The 12308-nt window shown below is 73.9% G+C and carries 11 protein-coding genes; 2 read left to right on the plus strand and 9 right to left on the minus strand.

Annotated features, from left to right (window positions below; translation table 11 throughout):
• Positions 1-409: 409 nt before the first annotated feature.
• Entirely contained in the window at positions 410-1414 is a 1005-nt protein-coding gene (locus ACZ7RU_RS36195) for a stage II sporulation protein M (protein WP_470345259.1), read from the minus strand.
• Between the two features lie 307 nt (positions 1415-1721).
• Here ACZ7RU_RS36195 and ACZ7RU_RS36200 point away from each other — a divergent pair, with 307 nt between their 5' ends.
• A complete protein-coding gene (locus ACZ7RU_RS36200) occupies positions 1722-2735 on the plus strand; it encodes an RDD family protein (protein WP_470345260.1) in 1014 nt (337 codons plus the stop codon).
• 46 nt (positions 2736-2781) lie between these two features.
• On the opposite strand, the gene ACZ7RU_RS36205 is transcribed toward ACZ7RU_RS36200, so the two are convergent.
• The 7 genes from ACZ7RU_RS36205 to ACZ7RU_RS36235 form a co-directional block, all read right to left on the minus strand.
• Positions 2782-3420, minus strand: coding sequence for a hypothetical protein (locus tag ACZ7RU_RS36205; RefSeq protein WP_470345261.1), 639 nt, complete (start codon positions 3418-3420; stop codon positions 2782-2784).
• 118 nt (positions 3421-3538) lie between these two features.
• A complete protein-coding gene (gene ahcY, locus ACZ7RU_RS36210; RefSeq protein ID WP_470345262.1) occupies positions 3539-4987 on the minus strand; it encodes an adenosylhomocysteinase in 1449 nt (482 codons plus the stop codon).
• Positions 4988-5306: 319 nt separating this feature from the next.
• Positions 5307-6284 (minus strand): cation diffusion facilitator family transporter, encoded by a 978-nt coding sequence (locus ACZ7RU_RS36215; protein WP_470345263.1) that lies wholly within the window; start codon positions 6282-6284, stop codon positions 5307-5309.
• A gap of 95 nt (positions 6285-6379) precedes the next feature.
• A complete protein-coding gene (locus tag ACZ7RU_RS36220) occupies positions 6380-7627 on the minus strand; it encodes an SIS domain-containing protein (RefSeq protein ID WP_470345264.1) in 1248 nt (415 codons plus the stop codon).
• 94 nt (positions 7628-7721) lie between these two features.
• The gene (locus ACZ7RU_RS36225) at positions 7722-7904 is read right to left on the minus strand and encodes a Trm112 family protein (RefSeq protein ID WP_470345265.1); all 183 of its coding nucleotides are present in this window, start codon (positions 7902-7904) and stop codon (positions 7722-7724) included.
• 121 nt (positions 7905-8025) lie between these two features.
• Positions 8026-9411: a phosphomannomutase/phosphoglucomutase gene (locus ACZ7RU_RS36230; protein ID WP_470345266.1), complete on the minus strand. Its 1386-nt coding sequence runs from the start codon at positions 9409-9411 to the stop codon at positions 8026-8028.
• A 129-nt stretch (positions 9412-9540) separates the two neighbouring features.
• A complete protein-coding gene (locus ACZ7RU_RS36235) occupies positions 9541-9906 on the minus strand; it encodes a DUF3499 domain-containing protein (RefSeq protein ID WP_030289946.1) in 366 nt (121 codons plus the stop codon).
• A gap of 163 nt (positions 9907-10069) precedes the next feature.
• On the opposite strand from ACZ7RU_RS36235, the gene ACZ7RU_RS36240 reads away from it, so the two are divergent.
• On the plus strand, positions 10070-10522 hold the full coding sequence (locus ACZ7RU_RS36240; RefSeq protein ID WP_049659268.1) for a metallopeptidase family protein: 453 nt from the start codon (positions 10070-10072) through the stop codon (positions 10520-10522).
• Between the two features lie 42 nt (positions 10523-10564).
• On the opposite strand, the gene ACZ7RU_RS36245 is transcribed toward ACZ7RU_RS36240, so the two are convergent.
• Positions 10565-12304, minus strand: a complete 1740-nt coding sequence (locus tag ACZ7RU_RS36245) for a DUF5719 family protein (protein ID WP_470345267.1) — start codon at positions 12302-12304, stop codon at positions 10565-10567.
• Positions 12305-12308: the final 4 nt, after the last annotated feature.

Consider the following 12308-nt stretch of genomic DNA (forward strand, 5'->3'; position numbering starts at 1 on the left):
TTTGGCACGCTGTTGAGTTCTCAAGGAACGGACGCTTCCTTCGGACTGCCTTCCAGCAGGCCCTCCGGGCTTCGTTCTTTCGTGTTTCCAGCTTACCAGACGTTTTCCGCTCCGTTTTCCGGAGTTTCATTCATCCGATTCCCGCTGGCGGGATTTCCTGCGACTTCGTTCCGAAGCCTATCAAGGCTTTCGGAGTGTTCAGTCCGCGGGATTTGCTTCGTCGGGGGGCGCGCATTTCGTGAAACGCGCTCGCCTCGATTCGGCGGTGTCGTAGACACTAACGCCCGGGCCCGACCGTTGTCCAGTCAGTCCCAACCGTTCAAACCTACTAGCCCACCCGCACCACGTCAATGGTTTGGCCGGGGTGAGAGGAAGACTAGCAGGTCAGGGGCCTGTCGATCACCTCGGCTCAGGCGGCGACGGGCTGGAGATCCGCCCGGTCGGCCTCGTCCAGATCGCCGAACTCCCCGGCCTCGGCGGCCCGGCGGCCCAGCACCAGGGCGTAGAGGAGGAAGGCCGCCTCGGCGAGCACGCCGATGGAGATGCGGGCCCAGGTCGGCAGGCCGGACGGAGTCACGAAGGCTTCGAGGACGCCGGAGACCGCCAGGACCGTCGCCAGGCCGATCGACATGCCGATGATCGAGCGGCCCTGTTCCGCCAGCGCCACCGAGCGGGTGCGCGGACCGGGGTCGATGACGGTCCAGCCGAGGCGCAGGCCGAGGCCGCCGGCCACGAAGACCGCGGTCAGCTCCAGCAGGCCGTGCGGGATGAGCAGGCCGAGGAAGACGTCGAGGCGACCGGCGGAGGCCATCAGCCCGACGCCGATGCCGAGGTTGAGCACGTTGGTCCACATCACGTAGAGCACCGGGATGCCCAGCGCGATCCCGAACAGCAGGCACTGCACGGCGATCCAGGCGTTGTTCGTCCAGACCTGTGCGGCGAAGGAGCTGGCCGGCCGGTCCGAGTAGTACGACTCGTACTGGCCGCCGGGGCGGGTCAGCTCCTGGAGGTGCTCGGGGGTGATCAGGCTGTTGCGGACCTCGGGGTGGCCGGCCATCCACCACGCGAGCAGTGCGGTGGCGGCCATCGAGACGACCGCCACCGGGATCCACCAGCGGCGCGCCCGGTAGAGCGCGGCCGGGAAGCTCACCGTGTAGTAGCGGGCGACGTCCTGCCAGCCGTTGGTCCGGGCGCCGGTCACCGCGCTGCGGGCGCGGGAGACCAGGCCGGTCAGCCGGCTCACCAGGGCCGGGTCCGGCGCGGCGGCCTGGACCTTGGCGAGGTGTCCGGTGGCGCGCTGGTAGAGGGTGACCAGTTCGTCGGCCTCCTCCCCGCTGAGCCGGCGCCGGCGGGCGAGGGCGTCCAGTCGGGCCCACTCCCCCTGGTGGGTGGCGACGAAGACGTCCAGGTCCATTTCGGCGGCTCCCTGATCGGCGGCGGGCGCGGACGTGCGTGCGCGGGCGGGTCGGTCCGGGCCGGTGGGTGCCGGCGGACACGTGCGGCCCAGCATGCCAGCAGCGGCCGTCGCCCCGGCCGTCGGGATCTCACTTCCCGTGCGCCCACCGGGCCCCGTATGTTGGCGGCTGCGGATCAGACGGCGGGGAGCGGGTCACGGGGAGCCGGTCCGGGGTGGTTCCCTCCCCCGGCACCGCCGACCTCCCCGGGGCCGGATCTCCATGAGCGAGCCGTACGGGCTCCAAGAACGTGAACGGACAGGTGTCTTGAGCGACCTGGTGACGGGTGAGGCGGTCGTCCTCGGCCTCCAGACGGCGAAGCTTCCGAGCCGGGCCCTGGCGATCGTGATCGACCTGCTGGTGGAGTTCGCCGCCCTGCTGGTGTTCACGCTGGCGCTGAGCATCGCCCTGATCGGTCTGGACGGCGCGGCGCTGGCCGCCACGATGATCGGCCTGACGGTCTTCTTCCTGGTGGCCGTCCCCGTGATGGTCGAGACCCTCACCCGTGGCCGCTCGCTCGGCAAGGCCGCGCTCGGCCTGCGGGTGGTGCGCACCGACGGCGGGCCGGTGCGGTTCCGGCACTCGCTGGTGCGCGGGCTGGTCGGCTTCTTCGAGATGATCGTGCTGACCGGTGCCCCGGCCGTGATCACGTCGGCGGTGCACGCGGACGGCAAGCGGCTGGGCGACATCTTCGCCGGGACGGTGGTCGTCCGCGAGCGCACTCCCGGAGCGGGCGGCTCCGCATCCCCGCTGCCGCCGGTGCACCCGCACCTGTTGCAGGCGATGGGCCACGAGCTGGTCGCGATGGACCTGTCCGCCGTGCCGGAGCCGCTCTGGCTCGCCATCCGGCAACTGCTGGGCCGGATCCGTCAGTTGGACCCGGCGGTGATGCACCGGATGTCCACCCGGCTGGCCGAGGACCTGTCCGACCGGATCGGCCACCCGATCGCCCCGGGGCTGCACCCGGCGGCGTACCTGGGCGCGGTGCTCACCGAGCGCCAGCGGCGGGAGTGGACGCGGGCCCAGGAGCAGCTGTGGGCGGCCAGGCCGGCCTTCGCCCAGCCGGCCTTCGCCCAGGTGCCCGCTCCCCGCCCGGCCTCCGGTCCGTTCCCCGCGCCGGTTCCGGCGGGCCCGGCCGACGGACGGCCCGTCCGGGTCCTCGGCCTGCCGACGCAGCAGTCCGCGCCCACGGCGCCGGCCGCCCCCGCCCAGCCCGCCGCGCCCGCGGCTCCGTCCCTCGACAAACCCGCCGCGGACACCGGCTTCGCCCCGCCCGCCTGAACGCGCCCACCCGAGCAAGCCGCCCGAGCCGGACCGCCCCTGCCCGCTACTCCTCCTCCGCCCCCACCCGCCAGGCGTTCGGCGGCGACGCCAGCTCCTCCAGCTCGATCCCCGCCGCCGCCAGCACCACGTCGCCCGCCAGGTGCACGACCTGCTGCTCGCCCGTCTCCAGGTCCGCCACCTGGTAGCGCTCCACCAGCAGCGGCCCCTCGTCCGTCTCGTGGGTGTCGACACCCTCCAGCAGCCACCCCTGGTCGAGGGTGCGCGGGGCCAGCACCGGCTCGGTGAACGCCACCAGCCGCACCCGCGCGCTCGCCCCCTCCCGCAGCCGCAGCAGCCGGGCGGTGGCGACCAGGAAGCCCGGCGAGCGGCCGGTGAAGGCGTGCGCCCGGTCGTGGCCCTCCGCCGCGTGCTCGCCGCCGGGGTCGGCCGCGTCAGTACGGACCCAGGCCACCCCGTCCACCGCCCCGCCGCGCACCTGCCAGCCGCCGGCCCGCAGTTCCATCCGCAGCGGCCGGGCGCGCGAGTCCAGCGTGAGGTCGGTGCTGCCGAGCACCCGGCCGTCCGGCGCGTAGGTCTTGGAGACGTACCGCCACCCGGCCGCCCCGGGGGCGCAGCTGAAGCGTTCCTCCCCGAGCAGCAGGTGGTCGTGGCTGTCGTGGAGCGAGTACCGGCCGTTGGGCATGCCGGAAAGCCTACGTGCGCGGTCGGCGTGCGACGTTCCGGCGGTGGCCGCTCGCCCCGGGAACGCCGACGGCCGGCGCCCCCGGAGGAAGGGCGCCGGCCGTCGGACCGTCGGGCGATCAGTAGCGGTACTGCTCCGCCTTGTACGGGCCCTCGACCGGAACGCCGATGTAGTCGGCCTGCTCCTGGGTCAGGGTGGTCAGCTTCACGCCCAGCGCGTCGAGGTGCAGGCGGGCGACCTTCTCGTCCAGGTGCTTCGGCAGCACGTAGACGCCGACCGGGTACTGCTCGGTCTTCGTGAACAGCTCGATCTGGGCGATCGTCTGGTTGGCGAAGGAGTTGGACATCACGAAGGACGGGTGGCCGGTCGCGTTGCCCAGGTTCAGCAGGCGGCCCTCGGACAGCATGATGATGGTGTGGCCGTCCGCGAAGCGCCACTCGTGGACCTGCGGCTTGACCTCGGTCTTCACGATGCCGGGCAGCTTCGCCAGGCCCGCGATGTCGATCTCGTTGTCGAAGTGGCCGATGTTGCCGACGATCGCCTGGTGCTTCATCTTCTCCATGTGCGAGGCGAGGATGATGTCCTTGTTGCCCGTGGTGGTGATGAAGATGTCGGCGATCGAGACGACCTCCTCCAGGGTGGTGACCTGGTAGCCGTCCATGGCGGCCTGGAGCGCGCAGATCGGGTCGATCTCGGTGATGATCACGCGGGCGCCCTGGCCGCGCAGCGACTCGGCGCAGCCCTTGCCCACGTCGCCGTAGCCGGCGACGACGGCGACCTTGCCGCCGATCAGGACGTCGGTGGCGCGGTTGATGCCGTCGATCAGCGAGTGGCGGCAGCCGTACTTGTTGTCGAACTTCGACTTGGTGACGGCGTCGTTGACGTTGATGGCCGGGAACAGCAGCTTGCCGTCACGGTGCATCTCGTACAGGCGGTGGACACCGGTGGTGGTCTCCTCGGTCACGCCCTTGATCGTGGAGGCGACCTCGGTCCACTTGTTCGGGGTGTCCTTGAGGGTGCGGTTGAGCAGCTCCAGGATGATCCGGAACTCGTCGTTGTCCGCGGTGGACGGGTCCGGCGCGGCACCGGCCTTCTCGAACTCGACGCCCTTGTGGATCAGCAGGGTGGCGTCGCCGCCGTCGTCCAGGATCATGTTCGGGGTCTTGCCGTCAGGCCAGGTCAGGGCCTGCTCGGTGCACCACCAGTACTCCTCCAGGGTCTCGCCCTTCCAGGCGAAGACCGGCACGCCCTGCGGGTTCTCCGGGGTGCCCTCCGGGCCGACGGCGATGGCCGCGGCCGCGTGGTCCTGGGTGGAGAAGATGTTGCAGGAGCACCAGCGGACCTCGGCACCGAGGGCCGTCAGAGTCTCGATCAGGACGGCGGTCTGCACGGTCATGTGCAGCGAGCCGGTGATCCGGGCGCCGGCCAGCGGCTGCGCCTCGGCGTACTCGGCACGGATCGCCATCAGACCGGGCATCTCGTGCTCGGCCAGCTGGATCTCCTTGCGGCCGAACGGCGCCAGGGAAAGGTCGGCGACCTTGAAGTCACCGGTGATGTCGGTCGACATGCGTCTGCTCCTCGCTGAGGGGGATGGGGCCATAGGTCCGGGCGTGCGTCGCGCGCGTCAGGCCGTACGGGTGCACGGCCACGCCGGAGGAGCCGGGTCCGTGGTGGACCGGCTTCCGTTGCGCAGCACAAACCGTCGGAGGACCTCTCTCCCTCGACCGGCGCACACCCCAACGGGTGCCGACCGCCGATCGACCGCCATCAGCAGCGACGTTCTGGCTCTGGTGACGAATCTACACCGACGGCCCTGCCGGTCGTCCGTCGATGACCGATTTCGGCCCCTGCCCCGGCCCGCTCCCGGACCCGGCACCGGACCGGGGTCAGTGCGCCTCACCCGGGCCGGGACCGCCCGGCGTGGCGGCCGGGTCGTCGCCCGCCGCGGCCTTCTCGGCGCTGTAGACGTCGGGCTCCAGGTAGATCGCCCGGGCGATCGGGACGGCCGCGCGGACCCGCTCCTCGGCGGCGTCGATCGCCTCCGCCACCCGGGCCGCGCTGTCCTCCGCGTTGACGGCCACCTTCGCGGCGACCAGCAGCTCCTCCGGGCCGAGGTGCAGGGTGCGCATGTGGATCACCCGGGTGACCGTCTCGCCGTCCACCAGCGCCTCGCGGATCCGCTGCACCGACTCCTTGCCCGCCGACTCGCCGAGCAGCAGCGACTTGGTCTCCAGGGCGAGCACCACGGCGATCGCCACCAGCAGCACGCCGATGCACAGGGTGCCGACGCCGTCCCAGACGCCGTCCCCGGTGATCACGGTGAGTCCGACGCCGAACAGCGCGAGCACCAGGCCGATCAGCGCGCCGGTGTCCTCCAGCAGCACCACCGGCAGCTCCGGCGCCTTGGCGGTGCGGATGAACTGCACCCAGCCCTGCCGGCCCTTGGCCTTGCTGGACTCCCGCATCGCGGTCAGGAAGGACCAGCCCTCCATGGCGATGGCGAAGACCAGCACGCCGACCGCCCAGCCCCAGGCGTCCAGCTTCTCCGGGTGGCTGATCTTGTGCCAGCCCTCGTAGACCGCGAACAGGCCACCGACGCTGAACAGCACGATGGCCACCAGGAAGCCGTACACGTAGCGCTCGCGGCCGTACCCGAAGGGGTGCTCCTCGTCGGCCGCCCGGCGCGCCCGCTTGCCGCCGATCAGCAGCAGCACCTGGTTGCCGGAGTCGGCCACCGAGTGCACGCCCTCGGCCAGCATCGAGGAGGAGCCGGTGAAGCCGAAGGCGGTGAACTTGGCCGCCGCGATCGCCAGGTTCGCGGACAGCGCCGCGATCAGTGCCTTCGTGCCGCCTTCGGTGCTCATGCCTTCGCAATCCTCACGGGTCGATCTGCTCGACGGGGCGATCTGCTCGTCGAGCGCTTACCGTACCGGCCGGGAGGCTCCGACCGGCCGACGTCTCAGGACTGCGCGGCGGCGAGCCCCAGGTAGACGGCGGCGAAGTCGGTCAGCGCGACCAGGTCGGCCAGCGCGTGCAGCGTGTCCGGCCGGGCGCTCGCGTACTCGGTCAGCCGGACGTCGTGCGCGGTGGCCAGCCGGTGCGCCCTGGACACGCCGAAGCTGCGCGGGCCGGCGTCGTCCTCCGGCACCTCGGCCGGGCCGTCCTGCTCGTCGTCCGCCGTAATGGCCGCGTCCGGGGCGTGCCGCAGCAGCAGGACCTGGAGGTGCAGCGGGTCCGGCTCCTCGACCCGGTCGCGGAAGAAGTCGTCCGGGTCGGCGCCCGCGCCCAACTGGCCGGTGAACATGCCCCGGTGGGCGGTGAGCACCTGCGGCAGCGGCCCGGCCAGCGCCGGGCGTCCGGCCCGGTCGGCCAGCTGGGCGGCGAACCGGGCCGCGGCCGCCCCGGCGATCGGGCCCTCGGCCCACAGCAGCGGAACCGTCCCGGCCAGCCGGGCGGCCAGGCCCTTCGCCGGGTTGGTGTACGCGGCGGCGTCCGGGCGGCAGCGCACGGCGGTGGCGTCCAGCAGGTCGGCGACGGCCGGCAGCGCGTCGTACGGGAGCTGGGTGAGGCCGATCTTCTGGGCGAGCGCCAGCAGCGGGGCGAGGTGGGACCAGAGCGCCGCCGGGTCCTCGGGCGGCAGGTCCGGCTCGGCGGCGGGGGCGGGCGCGAGGTCCTCCGGCGGCACCGGGGCCACGAACGGCAGCGGCAGCGCCCGCACCTGTAGGGCGGCCTCGGCCAGCGCGCTGCCGGGCGGGGCGGTGACGACGATCGCGCAGCCGCGCGCGTACGCCTGCTCGGCGAGGCCGACCAGGCCCTCCTCGCCGCCGTCGGCGGAGCTGATCACCAGCAGGTCCAGCGGGCCGGCCCAGCCGGGCAGCTGCCAGCCGAGCCCGGCGGTGAGGGCGGGCGGGGCGCCGGCCCGGTCGGCGCGCGGGGCGGCCGCCTCGGTCGGCGGCAGCGGGGTGACCAGGGAGGCCGTGCCGGCCAGCGCGGACAGCATCTCGGCGGCGGTCAGCGCGCTGCCGTGCCCGGCGACCAGGACGGCGCGCGGGCGGCCGTCCGGACGCAGCCGGTCGAGGCCGGCCGCCTCGGCCTGCCGCAGCGCGGTGCGGACCCGCGCGCCGGCGCCGGCCAGGGCCAGCAGGGCGCCGTCGCGGTCGGCGCGCCGGAGGGCGGCCGGATCGTCGAGCAGGGTGTCGTCGAGCATGCGGCAAACCTCCGGCTGCGGTCCCGGGCGCGCGCTCCGTTGCGCGCCGGGCGGTCGGGGCGGGACGGTCGAAGTCGGGGCTTCGCCCCCAGGATCAGGCCGGGCGGCGGGCCTCGTCCACCAGGAGGACCGGAATGCCCTCGCGGACCGGGTACGCGAGGCCGCACTCCGTACCGGTGCAGACCAGCTCGGGCTGCTCCTCGGTGCCGCCCTCGACGAGCGTGGACCGGCACTGCGGGCAGAGCAGGATCTCCAGCAGGAAGGATTCGAGCTTCATGGGGCTCTCCAGGGTTCGTGGGTGGCACGGAGGTGCCCCGGCCGATAGGAAACCCTACCGGCCGGGGCACCGGGGCCCGTGGTCAGGCGCGGGGCCCCGTCGCGGTGTTGGGGCGCGGGGCTCAGCCGCGGACGACGGCGAGCACGCCGTCGCGCAGCTCGGCCATCCTCGCCGGGTCCTTGGCCTCGACGTTCAGGCGCAGCAGCGGCTCGGTGTTGGAGGCGCGCAGGTTGAACCACCAGTCCGGGCCGGCCACGGTCAGGCCGTCCAGCTCGTCCACCGTGACGCCCTCCCCGCCGGCGTAGGCGGCACGGACGGCGGCGGTGCTGGCGGCCTGGTCGGCCACGGTGCTGTTGATCTCGCCGGAGGCGGCGTAGCGGTCGTACTCGGCGGTGAGCTCGGACAGCGTGCCCGGCTGCCCGCCGAGCGCGGCCAGCACGTGCAGGGCGGCCAGCATGCCGGTGTCGGCGCGCCAGAAGTCGCGGAAGTAGTAGTGCGCGGAGTGCTCGCCGCCGAAGACGGCGTCGGTCTCGGCCATCTCCTGCTTGATGAAGGAGTGGCCGACCCGGGTGCGCACCGGCTTGGCGCCGAGCTCGCGGACCACCTCGGGGACGGTCCAGGAGGTGATCAGGTTGTGGATGATCGTCGGCTCGGCCTCGCCGGCGGCCCGGGCGCGGGCGATCTCGCGGGCGGCGACCAGGGCGGTGATCGCCGACGGGGAGACCGGCTCGCCGCGCTCGTCCACGACGAAGCAGCGGTCGGCGTCACCGTCGAAGGCCAGGCCCAGGTCGGCGCCGACCTCGCGGACCTTGGCCTGGAGGTCGACCAGGTTCTTCGGGTCGAGCGGGTTGGCCTCGTGGTTCGGGAAGGTGCCGTCCAGCTCGAAGTACATCGGGACGAGCTCGATCGGCAGGCCGTCGAAGACGGTCGGCACGGTGTGGCCGCCCATGCCGTTGCCGGCGTCCACGGCGACCTTGAGCGGGCGGATCGCGGTGAGGTCGACCAGGCCCAGCAGGTGGTCGGCGTAGCCGCGCAGGGTGTCCTGGGCGGAGAGCGAGCCCGGCTCCACGTCCTTGGCCGGGACGGTGACGGTGTCGTCCTCGGCGGTCCAGGACTCGACCAGCTCGCGGATCTCGGACAGCCCGGTGTCCTGGCCGACCGGGGCGGCGCCGGCCCGGCACAGCTTGATGCCGTTGTACTGGGCCGGGTTGTGGCTGGCGGTGAACATCGCGCCGGGCAGGTCGAGCCGGCCGCTGGCGTAGTACAGCTGGTCGGTGGAGCACAGCCCGATCTGCACCACGTCGGCGCCGTAGGCCGCGGCGCCCTCGGCGAAGGCCAGGCTCAGCGACGGGGAGGAGGGCCGCATGTCGTGCCCGACCACGATCGCGGTCGCGCCGGTGACCTGCACGAACGCGGCACCGAAGGCCCGGGACAGGCTCTCGTCCCACTGGTCCGGGACGACGCCTCGGACGTCGTACGCCTTCACGAGCTGCTTGAGGTCGCGCACTGCGGCTCCACCCTGGTCTTAGGACTGATCACGGAACGTCTGGGCCACCGCGCGTCCGGTCGACGGGCGCGGTGACGGTAGACGGGCAGCGTACCCGGGCCGGACGAACGCCCCGTGCCGGGTGAGTCCTCAGTTGTCGGGCGAGCGCAGCACCCGGAGGTGGCCGCGACGGCCGCCCTCGGTGGACTCGCCCTCGGGACCGCGGCCCTGACGAGGGGTCTGCGGGCGGGCGGCCTCGCGCACGGCGTTGGCCAGCGCCTCCAGGTCGTCGCTGCTGCGGCGCAGCGGCCCGGCCTCGGCGGCGAGCCGGACGACCTCCCAGCCGCGCGGGGCGGTGAGGCGCTCGGCGTGCTCGGCGCACAGGTCGTAGCAGTGCGGCTCGGCGTAGGTGGCGAGCGGGCCGAGGACGGCGGTGGAGTCCGCGTAGACGTACGTCAGCGTCGCGACGGCCGGCCGGCCGCACGCGGTCCGCGAACAACGACGTACAGAGCTCACGAGGGTGGACGGTACCGCACTCCCCGCCGGGGAGCGAAGACCGCCTGTCCGGAGGGGGTGCCGTGTCGCCGTCCGGGCGCCGGGGCCGTGTATCCGCGCCCCGTGCGATTCCCCGCCGGAGAGGTCCACTTCCGACCGTCCAAGGACTACCCTCGGCAGTGATATGGACAGCTCCGCACCGCAGTCATCGACAGGCCCAGCGCGCCGCCCCCGGCACCGCGACCGGCACGGCAGGGGCCTGCGCGGCCCGCTGGCGCCACCCCAGGTGCCGATCTCGCTCACCCGATCCGAACTGTTCGACGACTACGTGCGCGAGTCGGTGGAGCGCCTCGAACGGCGTTGGCCGCAGTTGATCGAGGTTGAGTTCGCCGTCCAGGAGGTGCCGCTGCACGAGCCGGACGGCGCCGACGCCGAGGACGGCGTGCCGCTGGGGCGGGTGTCGCCGGGCCAGCAGGGGCGCAAGAGCCAGATCGTGGTGTACCGGCGGCCGGTGGAGATCCGGGCGAAGACCCGGGAGGACCGCGCGGCGCTGGTGCACGAGATCCTGATCGAGCAGGTCGCCGAACTGCTGGGGCTCTCCCCGGACGCCATCGACCCGCGCTACGACGAGGACTGAGCCCGACGGGGCGGCACCCGGAGGTGCCGCCCCGTCGGCCGCTCAGCGCAGTACGACGCCCGGATCCTGGCCGGCCTGCGGGACCTTGACGGTGCTGCGGTCGTCGCGCAGCGCCTGGACGGTGAACATCGGCACGTCCTTGGCCGGCAGCGACAGCATCCGGGCCGCCACCACCGGGCCGCCGGAGACGGTCTCCACGGTGAGCGCGAAGACGCCGTTCAGCCCGGTGGGCTCGGGCGCCGGGAGGGCGACCGTGCCGCCGGCCGGGAGCTGGACCTCCTTGGTGGCCGGGGTGCCGCCGCCGCTGCCCGCCGAGGCGGTGACCCGGACGGTGGCGGCCTCGCCGCTGGAGGTCAGGTAGAGCGTGGAGGCGCCGGCCCGGTTGTCGGCGACGGTGGCGCGGGCGCCGACCGGGTTGCTGCCGGCCAGCCAGGCCGCGTCGCTCTTGCCGTTGGCCGCCGCCCGGTCGATCCGCAGCCCGGCCACGACCGGGGTGCGGTGCTTGTCGTCGCTGGGCGACAGCCGAAGCCCGGCGACCTCGTCCCGGGTGACCTTGCCGAGGTCGACGGCGGCCACCATGCCCGCCTTGACGTGGATCGACTCGTTGCCGGCCGGGCTGAACCAGCCGTTCTTCCCGGACAACTGGATCTTCAGGTCGGCGTCGTCCTCCGGCGGCGCCCAGACCACCAGGCGGGCGGAGGCGGTGTCGGCGGGCAGGCCGGGCAGCACCTGGACGGGGGCCGGGTCGGCCGAGGCGGGGACCCAGTCGGCGCCCTTGCCGGCGTCGGCGGCGTGCAGCGCGGCGCCGACCCGCCCGGAGCGCACCACCACGTGCACCGCGAGGTCGGCGACGGCGCCCTTGCTGATGGTCGACAGCAGGACGGCCTGGGAGCTGCCGGGCGAGACGGTGATCCCGTTGGCGGCGTCGTTGTCGATCAGTCCCTTGTCGCCGTACAGCTTGATGTCCACCACCGCGGCGGAGGACTCGGTGTTGACCAGGCTGAGGTAGTCGACCCGGTCGCCGGCGGTGCTGGCCCCGGCGAACCAGAAGCTCGTCCCGGCCGGGGTGCAGGTGAGGCCGGACAGGCCGAGGCCGCGCTGCTCGGTGACCACCGTGGTCTGGGTGACGGTGAAGCCGGGGGCGACGGCACCGGTGGCGACGGCCCCGGTGCCGGGCGCGGTGTCGCCGTTGGCGGCCGGGCCGGTGGCCGGGGTGCCGGGCTTGGGCACGGTCAGCCGGGCGTCGGCGGGCGCCGCGTTCTTGTCCTGGACGGGGGCGCTCGGGGCGCTCGGGGCGCCCGAGCCGGTCGGGGCCGGGGCCGCCGGGGCGGCGGTCGGCTGGGCGGCGGGCACGGCGGGCGCGGCCGCGTCCGAGAGCCAGCCGGCCCCGCCGGTGGCGGAGCCCGTCCCGGGCGGGGTGTAGGCGGTGAGCGTGGTCGAGCCGGTCAGACCCTGGATCGGCTGGGGGCAGACCGCCGACGTCCGCTCCACCTGCGCGGTGGTCGCGGCGGCGCCGGTGGCCGCCTTGGCCGGGACGGCCGGCGCGCGCAGCTCGGCGATGCCGAACACCGCCGCGAGCACCACGGCCGCGGCGAGCAGGGACCGGGTGGTCCTGGCCGCGCCGCCGGTCCCGGACCCTCCGGACCCGCCGGCGAACGGGCCGCCTCCGCGGCCGGGGCGGGCGGCCGGGGCCGCCCCGGACGGCTCCGCCGCGAAGGCGGGCCCGGCCGGCTCGGCGGCCTCGCCGGCGCCGGACTTCTTCCTGAATGCGGGCTTCTTCATCGCG

It is taken from the genome of Kitasatospora sp. NPDC114501 (assembly GCF_055633695.1).

Bases quoted from the DNA above. Each gene is read 5' to 3' on its own strand.
- ACZ7RU_RS36195 (WP_470345259.1), bottom strand. From the start codon at position 1,414: ATGGACCTGGACGTCTTCGTCGCCACCCACCAGGGGGAGTGGGCCCGA.
- ACZ7RU_RS36205 (WP_470345261.1), bottom strand. From the start codon at position 3,420: ATGCCCAACGGCCGGTACTCGCTCCACGACAGCCACGACCACCTGCTG.
- ahcY (WP_470345262.1), bottom strand. From the start codon at position 4,987: ATGTCGACCGACATCACCGGTGACTTCAAGGTCGCCGACCTTTCCCTG.
- ACZ7RU_RS36215 (WP_470345263.1), bottom strand. From the start codon at position 6,284: ATGAGCACCGAAGGCGGCACGAAGGCACTGATCGCGGCGCTGTCCGCG.
- ACZ7RU_RS36220 (WP_470345264.1), bottom strand. From the start codon at position 7,627: ATGCTCGACGACACCCTGCTCGACGATCCGGCCGCCCTCCGGCGCGCC.
- ACZ7RU_RS36225 (WP_470345265.1), bottom strand. From the start codon at position 7,904: ATGAAGCTCGAATCCTTCCTGCTGGAGATCCTGCTCTGCCCGCAGTGC.
- ACZ7RU_RS36240 (WP_049659268.1), top strand. From the start codon at position 10,070: ATGGACAGCTCCGCACCGCAGTCATCGACAGGCCCAGCGCGCCGCCCC.
- ACZ7RU_RS36245 (WP_470345267.1), bottom strand. From the start codon at position 12,304: ATGAAGAAGCCCGCATTCAGGAAGAAGTCCGGCGCCGGCGAGGCCGCC.